15 protein-coding genes are annotated in these 21324 nt (G+C 40.0%); 11 read left to right on the forward strand and 4 right to left on the reverse strand.

The window, feature by feature from the left end:
• The 3 genes from B3139_RS01940 to B3139_RS01950 form a co-directional block, all read right to left on the reverse strand.
• The gene (locus B3139_RS01940) at positions 1-3345 is read right to left on the reverse strand and encodes a SusC/RagA family TonB-linked outer membrane protein (RefSeq protein ID WP_293879524.1); all 3345 of its coding nucleotides are present in this window, start codon (positions 3343-3345) and stop codon (positions 1-3) included.
• 67 nt (positions 3346-3412) lie between these two features.
• On the reverse strand, positions 3413-4360 hold the full coding sequence (locus tag B3139_RS01945) for a FecR family protein (protein ID WP_209578697.1): 948 nt from the start codon (positions 4358-4360) through the stop codon (positions 3413-3415).
• 98 nt (positions 4361-4458) lie between these two features.
• Positions 4459-4986, reverse strand: coding sequence for an RNA polymerase sigma factor (locus B3139_RS01950; RefSeq protein WP_293879525.1), 528 nt, complete (start codon positions 4984-4986; stop codon positions 4459-4461).
• Between the two features lie 624 nt (positions 4987-5610).
• On the opposite strand from B3139_RS01950, the gene B3139_RS01955 reads away from it, so the two are divergent.
• The 11 genes from B3139_RS01955 (at position 5611) to B3139_RS02005 (ending at position 20176) form a co-directional block, all read left to right on the forward strand.
• A complete protein-coding gene (locus B3139_RS01955; RefSeq protein ID WP_293879526.1) occupies positions 5611-6711 on the forward strand; it encodes a Fic family protein in 1101 nt (366 codons plus the stop codon).
• Between the two features lie 663 nt (positions 6712-7374).
• Positions 7375-9090: a hypothetical protein gene (locus B3139_RS01960; RefSeq protein ID WP_293879527.1), complete on the forward strand. Its 1716-nt coding sequence runs from the start codon at positions 7375-7377 to the stop codon at positions 9088-9090.
• 10 nt (positions 9091-9100) lie between these two features.
• Positions 9101-12598 (forward strand): DEAD/DEAH box helicase, encoded by a 3498-nt coding sequence (locus B3139_RS01965; RefSeq protein ID WP_293879528.1) that lies wholly within the window; start codon positions 9101-9103, stop codon positions 12596-12598.
• Between the two features lie 13 nt (positions 12599-12611).
• Entirely contained in the window at positions 12612-12797 is a 186-nt protein-coding gene (locus B3139_RS01970; RefSeq protein WP_293879529.1) for a hypothetical protein, read from the forward strand.
• A complete protein-coding gene (locus tag B3139_RS01975; RefSeq protein WP_293879530.1) occupies positions 12785-13081 on the forward strand; it encodes a hypothetical protein in 297 nt (98 codons plus the stop codon). The genes B3139_RS01970 and B3139_RS01975 overlap by 13 nt, the downstream gene beginning before the upstream one ends.
• A gap of 27 nt (positions 13082-13108) precedes the next feature.
• A complete protein-coding gene (locus B3139_RS01980) occupies positions 13109-13438 on the forward strand; it encodes a hypothetical protein (protein ID WP_293879531.1) in 330 nt (109 codons plus the stop codon).
• Positions 13439-13445: 7 nt separating this feature from the next.
• On the forward strand, positions 13446-14207 hold the full coding sequence (locus B3139_RS01985; RefSeq protein ID WP_293879532.1) for a hypothetical protein: 762 nt from the start codon (positions 13446-13448) through the stop codon (positions 14205-14207).
• 108 nt (positions 14208-14315) lie between these two features.
• Complete coding sequence (locus B3139_RS01990) at positions 14316-14690, forward strand: hypothetical protein (protein WP_293879533.1); 375 nt, start codon at positions 14316-14318, stop codon at positions 14688-14690.
• Between the two features lie 124 nt (positions 14691-14814).
• Positions 14815-15138 carry a hypothetical protein gene (locus tag B3139_RS01995; RefSeq protein ID WP_293879534.1) on the forward strand — a complete coding sequence of 108 codons (324 nt, stop codon included), beginning with the start codon at positions 14815-14817 and terminating at the stop codon, positions 15136-15138.
• Between the two features lie 131 nt (positions 15139-15269).
• Complete coding sequence (locus B3139_RS02000) at positions 15270-18521, forward strand: SusC/RagA family TonB-linked outer membrane protein (protein ID WP_293879535.1); 3252 nt, start codon at positions 15270-15272, stop codon at positions 18519-18521.
• Positions 18522-18655: 134 nt separating this feature from the next.
• A complete protein-coding gene (locus B3139_RS02005; RefSeq protein WP_293879536.1) occupies positions 18656-20176 on the forward strand; it encodes a RagB/SusD family nutrient uptake outer membrane protein in 1521 nt (506 codons plus the stop codon).
• A gap of 48 nt (positions 20177-20224) precedes the next feature.
• Here B3139_RS02005 and B3139_RS02010 read toward each other — a convergent pair whose 3' ends face one another.
• On the reverse strand, positions 20225-21313 hold the full coding sequence (locus B3139_RS02010; RefSeq protein ID WP_293879537.1) for a Gfo/Idh/MocA family protein: 1089 nt from the start codon (positions 21311-21313) through the stop codon (positions 20225-20227).
• Positions 21314-21324: the final 11 nt, after the last annotated feature.

The following is a 21324-nucleotide window of genomic DNA, read 5'->3' on the forward strand; positions in this document are numbered from 1 at the left end:
TTAAAAATTGACATTTAAACCAACAATAAAGCTTCTGGCTTGTGGGTAACGTCCCACGTCAAGACCATTGTTATCCATTCCAATCTCGGGGTCGAAACCTGTATATTTCGTAATGGTGAATAAGTTATTGGCCGTTGCGTATATCCGCACTGTGCCCATCTTAAATTTATTCGCAATTGATTTTGGGAGGGTATAGCCTAATGTGACGTTACGAATGCGGAGGTAAGAACCATTTTCGATGTAAAAATCGGACGCATTAAAATTGCCATTTGCATCTGAAGTGGAAATGATGGGCACTTTACCATTTGGATTTTCTGGAGACCAGGCGTCCAAAATGCCCGTTAACTTATTGTAAGAAGGTCCGCTTGCACTATATGTTGTTCTTTTGATAGCGTTGAAAAGCTTATTGCCTTGAACACCCTGAGCAAAAATATTGAAATCAAAATCCTTATAATTTGCATTAAAGCTCAATCCATAGGAGAAATCAGGGTATGCACTGCCCGCAAAATAACGATCTTCAGAGCCGATTGAACCATTGCCATCGATGTCTACAAATTTGAAATCTCCTGCTTTTGCATTCGGCTGAATTTTTTGTCCATTGGCATTTTTGTAATTATCAGCTTCGGCCTGGCTCTGGAAGATACCATCTGTTTTGAGCACATAGTAGCTGTAGAGCGGTTGACCAACAGTAATAGAGAGCGGAGCCAATTCATTCCTGAAATTTGTAGGCACCGCTATTGTTGATAAACCCGCATCCAATTCTTTAACTTTATTGTTCAATTTGGTCAAGGTCGCATTGATGGAATAGCTAAAGTCAGCGTTTTTTGAGCTATTGTACGTCAATCCCAGCTCAATTCCTCTGTCATTGACTAAACCCGCGTTGATCGTTTGACTATTTAAACCCGCTGTGCCTGGAAGCGATCTCGTCAAGATCATTTTATTTGTTTCTTTAATAAAGTAATCGGCGACTAAGTTAAAATGGTTGAAAATTCCTAAATCTAAACCTATATTGGTCTGTTTACTTTCAGCCCAAGTCAGGTTCTTGTTCGCTAGAATAGTTTGAACATATCCTTTTTGCAAAGCCGGTGTTTGACCAAAATAGCTTTGGGTAATGGCGAGTAGCGGGTTTACAGCCGCCGGCGACAAGCTGGCAAGATTACCTAAAATACCATAACTACCGCGTAATTTTAATTGATCTAACCAAGTTGCTGATTTTAAAAACTCTTCTTTACTGATCACCCAACCTACTGATGCAGAAGCGTAGTTTTTAAATCTATTTTCTTTTGTCAACATGGATGAACCATCTCGTCTACCAATCAACGATAGTAAATACTTGTCGTTATAACTGTAGTTTGCTCGTAAGAATAGTGATGATATTGCTGTGGCATTCAATCCGCTTTCGGAAGGTTGGGAGGTGTTGGCATTTCCTAAATAGCGATATTGTTTAGATTCATCGTCAAATCCAGATCCTGAAGCGTATAGGCTGGTACTTTTTGTTTTTTGAAAGGTATAACCACCGGTTAGGTCAAGTTGATGTTTGTCAAATGACGTTTTGTAATTTAAAACTTGCTCTGCAAGAATATCATTTGCATCATCTGCTCGTTCCACTAGACTATTGCTCAAAACCGGTTTACCTATTTCAGGACGTCGTGGTGTAAAACTTTTATATCTAGCGTTTGATTTAGTAATACTTAAGTTGGATCTGAATGTTAAGCCTTTTGCCAATTGGATGCTAGCATAAGGGTTGACAACAAGGACATTGACTGGATTGTTGATGTCGATGCGCATCAGTTCGGCAACAGGATTAATGATGTCACCGTAATCGCCCGGAAATGGACCCGGTAGACCAGCAAAGCTTCCATCTGCATTGTAAGGAGTTCCATTAGTTGGATAATAGATGGCAGACAATAGTGCTCCTGTATAATCGCTGCTCGTGTTCGCACCATTTCCATTGGTACTGCTGTAGGATAAATTTTCACCTACTTTTAACCATGGTGTGATTTGATGTTCTGAGTTTATCCGGAAATTATAGCGCTTGGTTTTGGTATTCAATACGATACCTTCGGCGTTGCGGTAATTAAAACTCAGGTAAAAGTTAGACTTTTCGCTACCGCCATTAATTGCAGCATTGTAATCCTGTAGTGTAGCATTTCTAAAAACTTCATCCATCCAGTTTGTTTTGGTCACTAGACCCTCTGGGTATTTCGTTGGATCAAAAGCAGGAAGGATGGTCGTTCCACCATTTTTAGCAGCTGTTGCAGCTACTTGTGCCCGTTGTTCGGCATTTAGCGGTTGTAATTTTCGCCAAGCACTTTGTTGCCCTAACTTGGCATCAACGCTAATTTGCATCTGTCCTTTATTTCCTTTTTTAGTGGTGATCAATACCACACCACCAGAAGCTCTGGCACCGTAGATTGCTGCCGATGCATCTTTAAGGACCGAAATAGATTCGATATCGTTCGGATTGAGCTGTGGGGTGCCTAGGAAAATTGAACCGTCAATAACGTAGAGTACACTCTCGCCATTGATACCACCGGCACCTCTGATATTGATACGTGGCGTTGAAGTTGGGTCACCACCTTCATTCGTAACAATAACACCTGGTGATTTACCGGCCAATACTTCGCCAACACTGTTGACAGATCTAGACGATAATTTGTCAAGTGATACCAAGCTGACAGCACCTGTTAATGTTTCTTTTTTCTGCGTTCCATACCCTACGACAACAACTTCGGATAAGGTGGAACGTTCTTCGCTCAGCGTTACATTTATAACTTCATTTTCAGCAACAGAAACATCTTTAGAATGGAATCCGACCATCGAAAAGGAAAGTACGGCTTGCGGTCCTGCTTCGATTCGAAATGCTCCTTTTGCATCTGTTGTGGTTCCAGTCTGCGTACCTACTACTTTTACTGATACACCTGCTATGGCAGCTCCCAGTGTATCTCTTACAAAACCTGTGACGATCCGATCTGCTTTGATGTTTCCTTTCGTGTTCAGGATCACATAGTCCTCTTTTTCTACCGCACTGATTCCAAGTTTATTCAGGAGAGAACGAACGGGTTCAGTTTTAAAACTGCCGCTTAAGACTGTATTCCGTTCTTGCAATAGATCAGGGTTGTAAACAAAATGAAGACCCGAAAGACTTTCGATTTTGTGAAGGATCACATCGAGTTTCTCGCCCTTGCTTATGTTGATGTTTACGCTGCTTTTGTCCAAACGTTGGGCCAGGCTTGGGGAGGCCATCAATGAACTGCAGAATACTGAAGTAATCGAAAATGCGATGCAGGGATACTTCATAATCCGATAAAAAGAGAATGCTCTCTTGAATGCAGGTGTTTTCATTTTTTTGTGATAATTAGGTAATGAATTACGCATGGTGACTAAGATGTTTTAGGTAAATTTTTAAACATTATTTGTAGACTTTAAATATTTTATCTTGCTCTATCGTACTGTATTTAAGGTGGTGTAGACTACAGATGATATCCAGTATTTCTGCCGGATCTTGTGTGCTATTAAATGTGGCTGTTGTTTTTAGCGCTGAAAGCGATGTGTCTTTTAAGATAATTTCAATGTTGTAGATATATTCCAGTCTTTTTGCCACCTCTTTGAGACTTGTTCCATCAAACGCAATGGCGACGGCTGTATTTTTTTCTACTACGCTACGGGAAGATTGTGCAGTTTGTTTGCTATATCGTAAACTTTGGTTTTTGGTTAATATACCCAAGGTCTTATCTTGTTGCTGTACAGCAACCTTACCTGTAGCAACAGTGACTTCGACTTGGTCGGAAGCCTGATAGGCTTTTATCCGAAAAGAGGTTCCCAATACTTTAACCGCTAGCTTGGATGCAAGCTGTACCTGAAATGGGCGCTGCTCGTCGTGGGCAATATCAAAGAAGGCTTCCCCTTCAGTCAGTGCTATTTCACGGATATTTCCCTCGAATTTACTTGGATAGCTGATTTTTGAAGAGGGTTCCAGGTTAATTATCGAACCATCTGCCAATACAATCTTTTTATGTTCATCTGCAAGGGTCGTCGTGACGAGCTGTGTAGAGGCTGCGATAGGTTGATTGTTCACTGTCCAATAAACGAGTCCTGCCGAAACAATCATTAAAATAGTAGCTGCAATTTTGAAAAGGGAAGAATAGCGCAGCGAAAGCCGTTTACTTTTATTTTCTGAAGTGGCTGATTGGATGTTGCTCAGCAATTGCTGACGCAGTGCGGTTTTGCGTTCCTGCGGGATTTTTTTGTCAGTATTATCCAGTTGAGCATACCAATCTTCAACTTGTCTGATTTCAGCGGCGGTAGCCTCTCCATTTAAATACCTTTGCAGTAATTGCTTTGCTTTTTCTTCTGTCATTTGAATACATGTCACTTCAAATGGGAGATGGTACTAGCTGAAAATGTTAGGAGTATATGAATTTATTGTTAACTAATGAAAAAAGATCGAAAGGCTAGTTAAGAAAGACTTTTTTTGAGCAGTTTCATAGCTGAGGTAAGCTGGTTTTTAACAGTTTGTACGGAGACATTCAGCTCGCTGGCAATTTCTTTGATCGATTTTTCTTGCTTTCGGCGCATGGTGACGACCAATCGCATACGTTCGGGAAGTTGCGTTAAAGCTTCTTCAACTTTTTGCTGTGCATCTTTAAGGATCAGCAGGTCATCGGCTGAATCTGCATATTGCTGGTTCATTAAAGATGCTAGTTCGGCTTTATGACCACCTTTAACCGTCGTACTCCGAAAATGGTTGATGACTTTAAATTTTACTGCACCATGCAGATAGGCTGCCAAACCGCCAGATATGATGACTTGTTCACGATTTTCCCACAAGGAGATAAAAATTTCCTGAGTGATGTCTTGAGCGACATTTTCGTCACCTATTTTCTTAAAAGCGGCATCAAATATGGCTTCCCAGTACAAATTAAAAATCTGTTCCATGGCAAAGTGATCACCCTGCTTCAATGATGCTATCAGTAATTCGCTCACAAGATCAGTTTTAGTTGGACAAAGCTACTAACTCAGTATTCCTTTAAGGTTAATAAATCTTAAAGCATATATGTTGTCTGGTATAAATTGATCTTGGTAATTTTTGCTGAGATTGAGCGGTATATTTTTATTCTTTATATTCCTTGCCCGTAGCAATGTCAATAAAATAGCCTTCGTCCCGATTGCGCTCATTTTTATGTTGTACCCACCCGTTGGGATTGATGGTCATGTAGCTTTTGTTGCCGATTCGTTGTTTTGTCTTGTTGTTGTATAAAGTACAGCGACCATCTTTATGGTCCTGTAATGCAAAGATTTGTCGTTTACCATCTAAGGTTTCGATATGTTCGAAATCGGGGTTTATATCCCAAGTCTTTGTACTTGAATTCCATAGGCCTTTTGGGTTTGGAAGCTAAAGTAATGGAAGACAATCGTTGGAAAAATAGCCGATTTCAGTTATTATCTTGAAGATTTAAAAGGAAAGTAATTTTGCTGTATTGAATTTGTAAATATATTGTTAAGAGCGCTAGATAATCAATATGATTTTTCCTTTGAGCCGATTAATTTGGTTAATCGGCTCAAATTTTGCTTATATTTGAGCCGATTATATTTTTAAATCGGCTCAATATGTATAACTGGCAATATAAAGACTGGCCTAATTTCTTCTATAGGATTGAAGAGGTTCAATCCATAGCGATTGCATTTGCGCAAGAAATAGGAGCAGTAAACGGTTTGTTAACAGGACTGAATTCAGAGCTAAAACAGCAAGCATTTGTAGAGGTGCTTATATCTGAAGCTATGAAGACCTCGGAAATTGAGGGGGAGTATATGAGCCGTGAAGATGTAATGTCTTCAATTAAGAAAAATCTCGGTATCCAAGGTGATGTCGTTGTTCGTGATCGGAGAGTTGAAGGGGTCGCCGAATTAATGACAACCATAAGAGATAGTGCCGGTATTGAACTGACAGTCGAAGTTATAATGAGGTGGCATGCTATATTAATGGCGGGATTTCCTCGAATTAACGCTGGAAAATGGCGTACGGGCGAGGAGCCTATGCAGATAATTTCAGGTTCATATGGTAAAGAAACTGTTCATTATGAAGCTCCCCCGTCTGCTGTCGTTCCAAAAGAAATGGAGCAAATGATAGACTGGTTTAAATCATACGAAGTTAAGGAGTCAGAGTATATCATTGCAGCATTGGTCAAGGCGGCCATTATTCATCTTTACTTTGAGTCAATTCATCCTTTTGAGGATGGCAATGGTCGAATTGGAAGAGCATTGGCCGAATATACGCTGTCGCATACATTAAAGTCTCCAGTCCTGTTGTCGATATCAAAAACTATTGAGAAAAACAAACAAGCTTATTACGATAATTTAAAAATTGCACAAGCTAGTTTAGATATTACAGGGTGGATTAGCTACTTTACCAAAGTAATTTTTGAGGCACAAAAGGAAACTAGAGAGCTTATTGAGTTTACTGTAAAAAAAGCGAAATTTTTTGATAGAAATCGTGATCTATTGAACGATCGGCAAATGAAGGTTATCAATCGGATGCTCGATCAAGGACTTGAAGGTTTTATTGGCGGGATGACTGCAAAAAAATATATGTCTATTACGAGGACCTCAAAAGCTACTGCGACTAGGGATCTGCAAAGGTTGCAAGAACTCGGGATAGTTGAACAATTAGGACATGGTAGATCTGTACGGTACGAACTCATACTTTCTTAAGCCCATGCATTAAGCTTTCGGTGCTTTTGTTAATTCTTTGTAACTGGCACCAATACAACTTGTCCTTTGTTGGTCTGGTGCCAATACTTGGTGCCAAGGTCATCTTCAGATAAAGGACTGTTCCTTGCAGAAAAAGAGGACACTTACTAAAGATCTATTCTGCTAAAGATAACAGAGTATATAAGTAACCTATCGATTGTTTACAATTCGCCTCTTGCTCGTTATAATTCGTGAATTCTGGGGTTTTATTAGCATTTGTATTTACAGGGTTGGTGTAAAGTTTTCCAAGTTATTTCAAAAAAATATTTTGTTATAAAACTGTTAATTTATATATTTGTATATATTAACTATATATTTGTGTTGTTATTGTTTTCCATACGATAGGATTACAAGGTGTTTAGCTATCAAATTACCAGCGGTAGCTCATCACTCTTTCAAGAAATGAAAGTTTCGATACATTTTTAATTGTGGTGCTGGTATTTCCTAAAAAGCCAAGGGGCGAACGTCTATATATTAAAACGTGTTGAACCCTATGTAGTCTCCTTGGATGTTATACTATCTTTTTTACAAATTAAGTATTGATTATTTGCAATAATGATCTGTAACAGTTTGATCTGTTGGGCGGTTTTATTGCGTTAATTTTTTAACCTTAAATCATTTAGTATGGAAATTAATAGCCGATTAATTATTGATAGGCTTTCCCAGCGTATGGATCTCGATCGTGCCTTTTTCGTTAAATATCAATTTCTCGATAAGGAATGCCATCATTTAGTTTTAACGCTTAAACCCGTGAGTGGGCTTTCACACAAAGTGCTAAAACCGATTGTGGAGTTGTGCTTGATAGATCAGGAGGACATTTCATTTGAATTGATTTTTGCGCCAGAATTGAAGAATAAAATAAAGCTCGGAAGCTTATTTTATTGTTATGCGATCTTGCCTCAGCATGAGATTTTTAGTTGTGCGCGAAGTAGTTCACTCATGAGTAAAGGAAAGGAAATACGTGGCATATTGGATCTCTCTGAAAAGTATTATGAAAAGGCGATTGCTGTATCCGCGGAGTTTTTACACGGAGCACAAACATTTGCAGAAATAGCCAATTATCCGCGCGCTTTATTTATGGTTCATCAAAGTTTGGAAAGTCATTTAAAGCTGCTTCAGGTGATGGTAGAGGGCAAATGCAATAACGTACATAGTCTTGACAGTCGGATTCGGAATCTGCATACGCATTTCCCGATGTTCAAATCTGCCTTTATGGGAGAGACAGACGAAGATAAGATGCGTTTTGCATTACTGGATAATTCTTTTAATGCTGTTAATCAAAACAGAGATCTGGATATTTCTGCCGTCGATGCTTCGCAACTATATGATCATTGTATCGTATTACAGGCTGCAATAGAAAAGTTGTTCCGCTACTTTATGGAAGCCTTACAGGCCGAATACGATGCACTTGTGAAAGTACAGTCCACTGCTCAAGCAGCACTGGAAAAGAGCAATTTGGCCAAAAGGAAGGAACAGGAGCAAGTCAATGTTGGTGCAGATTTTCATAGTTTCCCCTGGCCATCTCGTTATCAGGGCGATGTACAGGAGGTGTTGCATCAGATCCGCCAGGAAAATAATCCCGAGCAAATCATGTTGCTCAATTATTATGTCAGCGATGCCCATGGAAAAGGGCTTTTTGATTTTCCACAGCAGGACAATGGAAACGCCGAGATCTACCTTGTTGTGATAAAAAAGAAATTGGGTCATTGTCATTTTCGAAAGATCGCTTACGGTCAAGTTACTGCAGTTGTAGCTTTTTTGAATACGGACTTCTTGAAGACAAAATTAAGCCAAGGCAGCCGGTTTTCCCATACCATATGGAATGAATCTGTTGTTCTCTACCGGCATCCGCGTTATAAACCAACTTATTCGGTTGTGCCTGTCGATTGGCAGAGTATGATATCTAAGACTTCGATTTCATGGACTCGAAATTCAAAACTCATGCAAGATCTTACTGATGTTTTTGCTTTTGATAATCTTTCGAGTCCGCAATTGGCGGTGTTATTTTTAAATCAGCTGACTTCTACCGGCCTTTACAGTTATCTCTATCTACGCATCGGTTATGCACCGATGTACGTAACTATGGCGGATCTGGTGGATTGGACTTGCATCTGTGATAAAAAAGTCAAGGAATTTTTTAGGCCAAAAGACGATCTGGATAAACGCTTGAACGAGGAGTTATTAAAACAGATGAAAGGAAGGGTCTATGAGCTTCCTCCGGAACTGGCCCAACTTGATATCGAATACCTTAGATCGAAAGCGAAAGAAATTAAGGATTTCTTTGTCGATTTGTGCGATCAAAGCATGAAGTATATGGAATTAAAATCGCAGATAAAATAAACGAAAGGATATGATGGGAATTGACCAAAATTTGATTGCTGCGGATCCCAAGATTCGTGCAATAGATAAGATACTTCCAAAAAGGAATTCCAGTGTACCACTAACAATTTTTTGGGAAGATGGATGTATAGGGAGAATGACTCCGGACTACCTGAAAAAATATTATGCTGCTGATGAAATTTCATTTATAAACCGAAAAGATATCGTTATTCAGGTACGTCCTTATCCACCGAAATATGAACTTCAGGCAAAAGCGTTCTCGGGTATTACTGTTGCTATTGAGCTGAGAGCGGATCAGCTCAGTATTAACTGTTCTTGTAGCGAAGATGTCACGGGACTTTGTAGACACGAAGCAACGTTATTATTTAATAAATTACACCCTGATTATCCCAATTATTTAAAAGGTTTATATCAGGATGAAATTAATAAGTTGCCCGAATGGAAGAAAAAGATAGTTCCATTTACGGTGTGTGAGTACTATTCTTACACGAATGTAACTGCGGCAACGAATGACGAATATGGGCGATTTTATCGATTATATGCTGATGATTATGATCGTGGATTTCGATTGCCGGAAAGAAACTTGGAGGGATATCTTGATCTACAACTTAAAGATGAAGTATACTTCTTCGTTACGACGAATTTTTCTGCTTTTGATCTGCCTGTCTTTTTTCCTTTTCATTACAAATTTAAACACGCTCGTTCCTTTTCGCATTCTTATCTATTGGATGAAAGTAACTTAAAGATGTCTTTAAATTCTTATGATCAATACCTGGAATTATTCAGCCGGCGATTTGCAGCTATCTTACGAGAAGATAAAATGCTTCGAGAAGAAAGAAAGGATCTGATCCACGAAGATGTTAATTACTTCCAGCGGAAACAATGGGAAATCATGCAGGTCTGGCGTGACTTATTGGAGAATCCTCCGTTCCCTATTAAATTACACTTCGTAGAAACATTTAAACGCTATCGTTATGCCCATCAGCTTAATTTAAAAAATTCACGCAGGCTGGAGAACGCAGCAGTAATAAAAGCGCAAAGAAACTTGGAACTCAAAGTGGAAATTAATGATCTGGATCGTTATTTGACAATGCGAATTTGCCTTTATTACAACCATCAGCTCATCGATTGTCCTGAGTTTTTAGGGGAGGAAAATTGTTTTTTTTTGAAAGTATCCAATGAGGGAATTGTATTTATTGATAATCTGACGCAGGCTGATGTATTGCAGAAATTCCGACGGTGTAACTATAAATTGACTGTTTTTAAAGAACATTTTCAGGCCTTCTTGAACGATTATCTCATACCCCTATCAAAAATTGCAGAACTCGTCATATTGAATAGGCTAGACGAAAATAGGGCCATTCCTCAAGTCTTCAAACCGTTTAAAAAGATCGCTACTATTTCTGTAATTGATCAATTTCTTCGTGTTGCGGCTTTTGTCGAATACGAGAAAGAGGGGCGGTATTTGCTCAACTCCAATAGCAATCTGATCGTACAGGAGAAGCCGCATCAATTGGCATATTTTGAACGGGATAAGGTTACAGAACGGAGTCTTCAGGAATTTTTTAAAGGACAACATTCGCTATTGAAAGATACCAAATTACAAAACAATTGGTTGATACCTTTAAAAGAAATTGACTATACAACTTGGTTGTATGATTTCATGGATAGCTGTGCTACCAATGATATTATTGTTGAAATTGAAAATCTTCAGCGCGGTACTGCATATTATCCGTTTCCTCTAAATTGTCATGTGCGTAACATTCGTCTTGACAATAATCATTGTTCGATTCTACTCGGGCCAAAATTTGGACGATATCCAGTTTCAATGGATGAATTTGAGGATTTGATCATGGGAACAGATCGCGTTTTTAGCGTTGGTGAAGGAGATTTTGGTATTATTCGCCGCGCAGATCGAGAAATCTTTAAACCACTTTTTTTAGGAGCAAGGAGGGAAGAGGATTGTTTGGTCTTAAATACAATTCAACTTGTGTCTATGCAGAGAACCTTGGATAGAATAGATAAAAAGATTATCCAAGATAGTGTTCGAGAACGTCGTGAGAAACTCGCTGCATTGGAAGAGATTCCTCTTTTGGAGCCGCCCAAAGGCTTAAAAGCACAGTTACGTCCTTATCAACAGGTAGGCTTCAGCTGGCTCGCCTTTTTAAATGAATTTCATTGGGGAGGTCTTCTGGCCGATGATATGGGTTTGGGGAAAACGCTGCAAATTATAACATTGCTGGAATATTATTATCAACAGCACGCTCTGGCGAAATCTGCATTAGTAGTAGTCCCGAATTCCCTGTTGTTTAATTGGGCAAATGAATACAACAAATTCGCTCCTCATCGACAAATGAAAGTCTATCATGGGAAGCTGCGGGAAGGCTTTATTTTTGATTCGGAAGGCACAGTGATGCTTACGACGTATGGAACGATGTTAACGGATGCGGAATATTTGACAAGTTTGGAATTTAGCTATCTTATTATGGACGAATCCCAAGCTGTTAAAAACCGTAATTCGAAGCGTTTTGAGGTGCTGTCAATGGTTCAGGCTGATTATCGCATTGCAATGACCGGAACGCCAATTGAAAACGGAATACAAGATATTTATGCTCAAATGTCATTGGTCAATCCTGGTTTCTTTGGAGATTATCGGAATTTTAATCGGGCATATAAAGGTGCTAAAGGAACGGATATGGTTCAAGAGACCACCTGTAGCCTCCAAAAGATGATTCAGCCCTTTATTCTCCGACGGACAAAAAAACAGGTTGCTTTAGATCTTCCTGAAAAGACCGAAACAATTCTTTATATGGATATGCTTCCGGAGCAAAGAAAGATATACGATAAGGTCAGGAAAATATTTAAGGGGGAGATTGAGAGCAATCTGAATAGCGCAAATGCCACAAAAACCAAATTTTTGGCCATCGAGGCTTTGCAAAAGTTACGACAGCTTTGCAATTCGCCCGTTTTGATGAAAGATGGTGGCTTCGGGCAAGAATCTATAAAACTGGATTTTATTGACGAGATCATGGATGAAGTGGCTCCAAATCATAAGATTCTAATCTTTTCGTCGTATACTTCCATGCTTAAACTTGTAGCTCAGCGCATTGAAGCGAAAGGAATAGCATATACCTACCTTGATGGCAAAATGAATCAGGAGCAGCGACAAAATGCGGTTGAACGATTTCAGGACGAGGACGAATGCCGTGTGTTTTTAATCAGTCTCAAAGCCGGCGGAACGGGCCTGAATCTGACCGCGGCTGATTATGTTTATATTTTGGACCCTTGGTGGAATCCCGCTGCCGAAGCACAGGCAATCGATCGGTGCTACCGCATTGGTCAGGACAAGCATGTCATGGCTTACAAGATTGTGTGTCGGGATTCCGTTGAGGAATACATCTTAGCACTTCAGGAAAGTAAAAAACGAATATCCGAAGGACTCATTTTAGATGAAACGAATCTGATGAAATCGATCAGTAAGGAAGAGCTACTCAAATTATTTGAATAACCAATTGTACACTATGATGATCAAAAAAGTAGTTGCACCAAAAATATCTTATGGGGGAGTGATGTATTCGCACGATTTTCAACTATGGTGCACCTATCTAAAACGGAGGATAGAAAAGGGCTGGAATGTGCGATATGGACTCATCCAGCAAAATGGATTGGTCGTGAGAAAATCGAAAGGAGGAGCATGCAACATTTAATTAATGATACTGGAAGAGAAAGATTTCGTGCAGAATTTTCTATGTACTATGCGGGGATTATTTATCTCCTGATATTAAATCGGATCAGCTTCGGATTTACTCGTGAAGAAATGGCTTTCTTAATGGGACAAAAGGAAACCTACGTTAAGGAAATGGAAGAACTCAAAATACCGGCCGGAAATCTTGAAGTTATGGTCCACCTGAATTGGGTTTTCAACCGTAGGAAAGTAGATATCAGTAAATTTGATAATAAAATCAGCTATCAGTTTGAGTTCTCGATTTGAGAAGAAAAAGGTATTCGCCACTACCAAATGGAATATTTTATCAATGCCGTAGAAACCATAACTTTTTTCCAGTTAATGGAAGAAATTAGGCCCGAAGATCCAGCGCAAGTTGAACAGTATACAAGTGATTGCATGGCCGTGGAACTCCTTTTGGATAAGCTTATCCAAAAAGATTATTTTAAGAAATACAGAACGCCGCTTGAACTTTGGCGCTATACGGAAAAATACCTCGAAGAAAATATCCGCGTGAAAAGCTTGATGCGGGAACTAGGGGTGTTGGTAGGAAAGAAGGGAAGCGCACCGCTGCGGAAAACTAAAGCCAAAAGTTTTGGCTTCCGCTATATTGAACATAAATAAAAAAAATATGGAAGATATTACTGGAGTACCTTTAGAGGTACCGCGAAATTTTCGGTTAATATGCGAGCTTTTTGGCATCGCTGCACCAGCTTTTATTCAATTGTTTCTAGATCATTACTCTTTTATAGATCAAAATTTTACAGATAAGTCAAGCTACAATATTGCCACTAGAGCCGTACGTTATGTCAACGATAAAATTCCTAAAGTCGATAATCCTTTAAAAATTGAATTCGAAAAGAACGAAAAGGAAATGGTGGTGAAATTATTGCGACGTCAGGTAAAATTGGCTATCAATAGAAATTATAGCACGGGCGAGCGCAGAAATAAAGGCCGTAACATCACTGCACAGATCTATGACCTTTTTGCTACAAAAGTGCGGCTTAAAGACCGCATCTATTTAAACGAAAACATATCCTTTAAATTGAGTAAGGATTTTCTGCTGACTTGCCTGATAAATGGTGTTCATCCAGCGCATTATATCAACACCATGATGCAACAGGTATCTACACCCGACTTTTTAGCAACAATGCACCTGGATAAAGCTACCTATAATCCAGTTTTGGGACTTATTCATCGTGTCCATGATGGTTATGGAGATCTTATTGATTGGGAATATCGCCATACGCCTTTTTTTAAACGATTTATTATGGATTTACAGGAACTCAATAAACGCTATTTTTTTTATCGCGACCTCGATAAAAGAATAGCGCTGTATGAGGCCTGGCTCGATCGTATTTTGGAATCTAAGGATGAAGAGTTTGAGTTATAAATGAATTGTGGAAAGCTACTTGTCCTTTTATAAAGGTGGACTTGCATCAAAGTGGTTAGACAGGTACGATATGCATGAAGCCATTGATGACTTTTTAAATGAATAAATATGAAAACATTAGAAAAAATTAAATTAACGCCAGCATTTAAGCAATTTTGCGACCTGTTCAATTTCACACCGGAAGAAGTTGTACAGGAATTTATTGATAAGATTGACATTGCTGAGTATATGTGTGATCCAATACACCCCGACCGTTGGGCTAATGTATTTGCGATGGAATATTTGATCCAATATACGCAGTCCGAAAATAGTATCGTTGAATATGGGGAATTTGCAGAAGAGTGGGTGAAAATGATGGAGACGAATGAGGGGGGAGACCTTGTCGGAAAAACAAGATCGCTATTGGATGCTTGGCATAAAAGAGTTTTAGAGGACCGCATCCATCTTATCATGAAAGGAGATGAAGGGAAGGATATAGTATAACGCTATGTTAAGTTTGATCAACCTTGTAAAATACGACGATCAAAATGTGTAGAACGAGCTAGTCAATGCCAAGGTACCTATAGTGATTATCAGATGCAATCAAAATGAATTGCTATATTTAATCATGCACGCAAAACCTGAACAACATAAAACATCAATAGTACCAGCATTATTCAAAGTGCTTGTTGGTGCTATTGGTGTTTTTGCTATTTTGACAGTTTGTTTCTATCACAATGAACTGGATGTCGATGGCAATTTAACGGTAGGATTTCCATGGATATTCTATAGGGAGGGAAGCGGCTATAGCCTCGATCTAAAGGAGCAAATCGGCTATCAAGAATTTGAATCTCTAAAACTGATCGGCAATATTCTTTTTGCGGCTGCTTTATATCTTCTGATTTTATGGATTTATAGTTTTGTTAGCAGGAAGCTTAGGAATAAATCTTAGGTGTATTGTTATCCTTTTGTTAAGCTTTCGTAGTTTGCTAACCCGGTTTAGTTAAAAACTGTTAATGTTTTATTGACCCTGCCTTCATATAGCATTTGTAATCTTGTACCCATAAATCAAATGCGCTACTTATGAAATTTAAAGCCGACAATGTCTTTTGGTTGTTATGTGCTATCGCAGCAAGCTCACCAGCTGTTCAAGCCAAACCACTCACACTAACCTCATCGCAATTTACGCATGTACAGGGAATCGTCAAAGGTCGTGTCGTCGACGCCCAAGGACGTGCTGTCGCTGGAGCAACCGTCCAAAATTTGAAAAGTAAAAAATCTGTTCAGTCTGACGAAAAAGGAAATTTTCAGATCGAAGCCGAAATGGGCGATAACCTGAGTATTTCCTTTATTGGGTATAGCAAGCTCGTACAGGCTGTCTCCCAGTTCAATGGACAGATCTTTTCCTTACAGACCGATGAAAACACACTGGAAGAGGTGACCATCTCAATCGGATATCAGCGAATCAGAAAGTCGGATGTTACTGGCGCGATCGCTAGCGTTAAGGCCGAGGAACTCAATTTGAGCGCACCAAAGTTATCCCAGTCGTTGGTTGGTAAGGTAGCAGGTGTACAAGTCATGCAGACAAGTGGTGCCCCATACGATGGTACCAAAATGCGTGTCCGCGGTATGGGATCGATCAACGCTGGTTCGGATCCACTGTACGTTATTGATGGCTATCCTGCAGGAAACAATTTGAATATCAACCCCAATGATATTGAATCTATCGATGTGCTAAAGGATGCTGCTTCTGCAGCCATCTATGGCTCGCGTGGCGCCGGCGGTGTTGTATTGATCACAACCAAGCGTGGCAAGGAAGGTAAAAGTAATGTAGACTACGAAGTATTGGGTGGCTTTGGTCAGCTTTCCAAGAAAATTGATGTTCTAAATTCAGAACAGTTTATTGATCTGCTGATTGATGGTCGTAACAATTCCTATAGAGACCTGTTGGCCACGAAAGGGATCGCCTGGAGCGACAGTAGGCGCTTTGATGATAATAAAACACGTATCGCCAATGTTGGAAATGCCGGCTCAGTAAGTATTCCTGAAGATTACTATGACTTTGCATCTGGTACAGCAAAAAAAGCGAAATACGATACGGATTGGCAGGATGCGCTATACCGTAATGCCCCTTTCCAACGTCATAATCTCTCTACATATGGCGGTAACGAAAAAAATCGCTATTTCCTAAGTGGATCTTATCAGAATCAGCAGGGTATCATGCTTGGTACGGATCAGAAAGTCTTTAATTTCCGGGCCAATATCGATAGCAAAGTGAGTAAAAGACTGACCGTTGGCGCTAATGTGTCCTTTACGTATAACGACAATAATGAGGTAACTACCGGACGTTACGATAGAAGTCCATCCATGGCGGCTTTGATCTATCTGCCGACGTTGCCTGTTTATAATGAAGATGGGACTTATGCTAAATATCTGATGGCCGATCTTTCTGCCAATAATTATGGTATACAGAATCCAGAAAATCCATTGGCTTATGTCACTGAGATTAAAAATAACCGTCGTGGAAAGCGGGGTTTATACAATGCTTTTGCTGATTTTTCCATTATCGATGGCCTAAATCTCAAAGTAAACGGTGGACTGTCTACTTATGACGAGAAGTATGATTATTTCCGTCCGACAAGTATATCCGATGGAAACAACAAACCGTTTTCACCGCAGGCAATTTCTGCGGCCTATGCAGATGCCAAGACAAAAAGTGAATTGGACAAATTGGTGGAAACAACGTTAAACTACAACAAAACCTTTGGTGGTAAACACCAGGTATCCGCATTATTAGGTTATTCGGCTCAACGAACAGATTACGATTATCAAGGTGTGAGAGCCAACGGTTTTAATAATAATGCCATAGGTGAAATTACCGACAAGGGTGCTGATCCTTCTAATTTCCAATTGCTAAAAGACGATACGTTCAAACGCATCACCACGCTCCAGTCTTATTTTAGCCGCGTAAACTACAGTTTCGATTCGAAATATTTCCTTTCGGCATCCATTCGTACAGACGGTTCATCGCGCTTTGGACCGAACAGTAAATGGGGAACTTTTCCATCGGTTTCAGCCGGGTGGACTCTCTCCAAGGAGGAATTTTATACGGATTGGTTAGGGCAACAATCGACAGTCAAACTAAGAGCGAGCTGGGGACGTAGTGGAAATAATAATATTGGTGATTACAATGCGATATCCGTGATCAACTCACCAGCGGGTGTAATCCTTGGGGATAAAGTAGAGACCTCTTATACGGCAGGCAATCTACTCGATCCAAAATTGAGCTGGGAAACAACCTCGCAATACAACGCCGGTCTTGATCTCGGTTTGTTGAAAGGCCGCCTCAACATTATGACCAACTTCTACCTGAGCCGTTCCTTCAATTTATTATTCAACCAGCCACTCTCTGCTGTATCTGGATCAACGACGATCTTGACCAATCTCCCTAATTCGAAGGTGCAGAATAAAGGCTTTGATTTACAGGTTGATGCTACGCTGATTCGTAAAAATGAATTTGAACTAGGCTTGAGCGGGAATATCAATGTAAACAGAAATAAAGTGCTCGATCTTGGTGGGGCTTCTACAATATTGACGAATGGTGCTGAACGCTCTTACTTAACGCATATTACGCAAGAGGGAAGTCCAATTGGTATGTTCTACGGTTTTAAAGTTCTGGGTGTCGCAACTGAAGAGAATTATAAAACTGTCGCACCTTCAGCGGCTTCAACCACTCCGCTACAACCTGGAGATCTCTATTTTGAAGATGTAGATGGCAATGGTATCGTCAATGATGCCGATAAACGGGTGATCGGCAATCCACATCCTAATTTCACCTATGGCTTTGCTCTTAATGCGCGCTATAAGGCATTTGATCTAAGGGCATCATTTAATGGTTCCCAAGGAAATAAAGTATTGGATGGCTATGATTATTACCTCTATAATATGGAAGGCTCCGGCAATCAATATGCAGATGTGGCACAACGTTACCGTTCAGCTCAAAATCCCGGAAATGGTAAAGTATACCGTGCATCGCGTGGTGGTACGCAAAGTAACAGTACACGCCTTTCCGATTTTTATTTGCAGGACGGTTCATTCTTGCGGATGACAAATATTGCTTTGGGCTACAATCTTCCCAAAGGTTTGGTAGAAAAATTAACGCTTTCTGGGCTAAGAGTCTACGCTACTGTAGACAATCCATTTACGATTTCTAAATACAAAGGCTACAATCCAGAACCGGATTACAATCAGCGTGGTAATTTGACTCCGGGTGTGGATTATGGGCTTTATCCATTGGTGAGATCATATAACCTTGGCGTGAAAGTCACTTTTTAATAGCAGTATGTAGGAGCTATTTGTGCAGCGGAAATATTAAGCAAAAACCTATGTTAATAGCTTCAGTATAGTAAAATGCAGTCCTACGAGACCCTTGGGTTGCATGGACTGGTGAAAAATAAAAAAATAACAGGATGAAAAAAAGATATATATTACCCTTTGTTTTGTTGGCGTTGTCTTCATGTACCAAAGATTTCTTAAATCAGAAAAACCCCAATGCTGTCACAATCGATGATTACTTCAAATCAGAAAATGATGTGCTTTTGGCCGTCAATGGGCTCTACCAGTCACTTCGTTCGGGGAGTACACTTGGGGAATCGAGTACATTATATAACGAGGAACGTTCTGATAATAGTGGACGTAATGATAATCAATCCAATGCCGGGGAGCCTTTCCAATTCAATGACTTTTCGTTGCTACCAAGCAATACCTACCTCAAGACACATTGGTCGGCTATGTACGCCGCAATCAGTCGCTGTAATGTTGTTCTCTCGCATGTGGACGATGTGACCTTTACTAGTGCAGAATTAAAAGGACGTTATATTGCGGAAGCAAAATTTGTACGTGCATTATTATATTTCCACATGGTACGTAAATTCGGAGATATTCCATTAGCTACAACACAGGTGATAAGTAAAGAGCAAGCAAATGAATTGGCTTTTCGGCAGAAAGAATCAATTGTTTACGAGCAGATCATTAAAGATTTGACCGAGGCTTTGTCCAGCAATCTTCCCAATACACAAAAAGATTATGTCATTGGCAGAGCGTCTAAAGCGGCCGTCAATGCGATTTTGGGACAAGTATATCTGACTTTGGGCGCTACGCAGACATCGGGGAGTGCGGAAAATTTTGCGAAAGCAGAGCAGTACCTCAATGCGGCTTACCAAATGCGTACTTTCGGCAAACTAAACGAAATTCCTTATGCCGATGTTTTCGATGTGACCAAGAAAAATAGTTGTAAAGAACTTGTTTTTCAGATTCAGTACAAACAAGGAGACCAAAACTATAGTTCAAGTATTGCCCGTAACTACCAGGCGCGGGGGGAGACCATCAATTCACGCTACAATTCGACGGGTGCTGGTGAAGTGGCAAAACTCGATTTGGTTAAAGATTACGAACAAAGCGATATCCGAAAAGATTTCTCCGTAAAGTTTGCCGCGAATACGCAAGTTAACGATTGGTTTGTAACCAAATTTAGGGATAATAGTGACGGGGCAGGTACCAATGGTTGGGGAGGAAACGATTGGATCTTGATCCGTTACGCCGATGTGATGCTGTTATTGGCAGAAGCAAAATATCGCTTAGGCAAAGATGCTGAAGCTCTTGTGCTGTTAGATGAAGTACGTGAGCGTGCAGGGTTGCCATCTTATGCAACAGCTATGCTGAATACGAGCTATCGTAGTAAATATCCAACCTTGAAAGAGGCCATATTGCATGAACGCCGTGTGGAACTGGCATTTGAAAACCAACGCTGGTTTGATTTGATCCGTAATTATAATGCGCAGGAACTGGTGACTTATTTTAAGACCAAAAACCAGGCTGACTATGGCAATGCTAAAATCTCCAATATATCCACAAAAGATCGATACTATCCAATTCCTTTTGATGAATATAAGCTGGATCCGGCGCGCATGTATCAAAACCCAGGATATTAATTGAATAGTACACACAAGGTCGGTAGATGAGCTGTCTACTGACCTTGCTTAATTTAGAACGATGGTCTTTCCTGCTGTAGCCGATCGTTTTGCAGCTTCCAGAATCTCGACTACGATGACATTATTATGAATTGATCCGAGATCACTTTCTGGGATTATTTTATGTTTCAAGACCTGTTCAAGGTAAGCAATGTGATGCTCAAAGTAAGGAATTGTCGTCGGTATATCCGTAGGCGGACCATTTTGTTGCGTGTATTTTAGGAGCTCCTTATCGTTTTTGGCATAGAGCTGGGCTTTTGTACCAAAAATCTGCAGATCTTTAACACTATATGGCCAAGCCCAGGAAGCTTGGATAATGCCTGTACTGCCATCTCGATAGTTAAGAATAATAGTGGCGTTGTCGTCGACTTTAGGATAGACTTTCGGTTTTAACTGTTGGGTGAATGCTGTGACGGAAATTGGTTTTTCGCCATTTTTGAGCCAGGTCATGAGATTGGCACCATAGCAGCCAAAATCCATGATTGCACCTCCACCATTTTTTTTCGGATCAGTGAGCCAATCCAAAAAGTAATCGCTGCATCCTATTTCTTTGGGACCTTCGTGTCCGTCTTTTACAAGCATACGTGTGATTTGTCCAACTTCACCTTTGTCCACCAATTCCTTCAGTTTCTGATTGCTTTTATACCACGTCGTTTCATAATTTACCAAAAAGGGAGTCTCAAACTGTTTGGATAAATGTGCGATCCGTTTTGCATCGTATAAAGTGGTTGCGAGAGGTTTCTCCACCATCACAGGGATTTTCAGCGGGAGGCAGGCCTCTGCCACATGGATATGCTCATCGGTGGGATTGTAAGCCAACACCGCATCCGGTGTAACATGCGCCAATAAACTGTGTAAATCTTGATGGAAGAGGGCGGCGGGTAGATTATATTGCGTTTGTATCTTTTTCGATAACGTTTTATTTGACTCAGCAATACCAATAATATCCACTTTTTTATCCTTATATAAATTGAGCAGCAAGAATACATGGTCATGGTTAAGTCCCGCTACAGCCACTTTGAGTCGTTCACTCGCTAGCGCAGCTTGATGGAATAATATAATAAGCAGGAAAGTTATTCTGATCAGATGCTTCATCATGTTAAGTTTAG

The sequence above is a fragment of the Sphingobacterium sp. UBA1498 genome (assembly GCF_002325125.1).
In the GTDB taxonomy this organism is placed as follows: Bacteria; Bacteroidota; Bacteroidia; order Sphingobacteriales; family Sphingobacteriaceae; genus Sphingobacterium.

Excerpts from the sequence above, each read along its gene's own strand:
- B3139_RS01940 (WP_293879524.1), bottom strand. The coding sequence starts at position 3,345 with ATGAAAACACCTGCATTCAAGAGAGCATTCTCTTTTTATCGGATTATG.
- B3139_RS01945 (WP_209578697.1), bottom strand. The coding sequence starts at position 4,360 with ATGACAGAAGAAAAAGCAAAGCAATTACTGCAAAGGTATTTAAATGGA.
- B3139_RS01955 (WP_293879526.1), top strand. The coding sequence starts at position 5,611 with ATGTATAACTGGCAATATAAAGACTGGCCTAATTTCTTCTATAGGATT.
- B3139_RS01960 (WP_293879527.1), top strand. The coding sequence starts at position 7,375 with ATGGAAATTAATAGCCGATTAATTATTGATAGGCTTTCCCAGCGTATG.
- B3139_RS01965 (WP_293879528.1), top strand. The coding sequence starts at position 9,101 with ATGATGGGAATTGACCAAAATTTGATTGCTGCGGATCCCAAGATTCGT.
- B3139_RS01970 (WP_293879529.1), top strand. The coding sequence starts at position 12,612 with ATGATGATCAAAAAAGTAGTTGCACCAAAAATATCTTATGGGGGAGTG.
- B3139_RS01975 (WP_293879530.1), top strand. The coding sequence starts at position 12,785 with ATGCAACATTTAATTAATGATACTGGAAGAGAAAGATTTCGTGCAGAA.
- B3139_RS01980 (WP_293879531.1), top strand. The coding sequence starts at position 13,109 with ATGGAATATTTTATCAATGCCGTAGAAACCATAACTTTTTTCCAGTTA.
- B3139_RS01985 (WP_293879532.1), top strand. The coding sequence starts at position 13,446 with ATGGAAGATATTACTGGAGTACCTTTAGAGGTACCGCGAAATTTTCGG.
- B3139_RS01990 (WP_293879533.1), top strand. The coding sequence starts at position 14,316 with ATGAAAACATTAGAAAAAATTAAATTAACGCCAGCATTTAAGCAATTT.
- B3139_RS01995 (WP_293879534.1), top strand. The coding sequence starts at position 14,815 with ATGCACGCAAAACCTGAACAACATAAAACATCAATAGTACCAGCATTA.
- B3139_RS02000 (WP_293879535.1), top strand. The coding sequence starts at position 15,270 with ATGAAATTTAAAGCCGACAATGTCTTTTGGTTGTTATGTGCTATCGCA.
- B3139_RS02005 (WP_293879536.1), top strand. The coding sequence starts at position 18,656 with ATGAAAAAAAGATATATATTACCCTTTGTTTTGTTGGCGTTGTCTTCA.
- B3139_RS02010 (WP_293879537.1), bottom strand. The coding sequence starts at position 21,313 with ATGATGAAGCATCTGATCAGAATAACTTTCCTGCTTATTATATTATTC.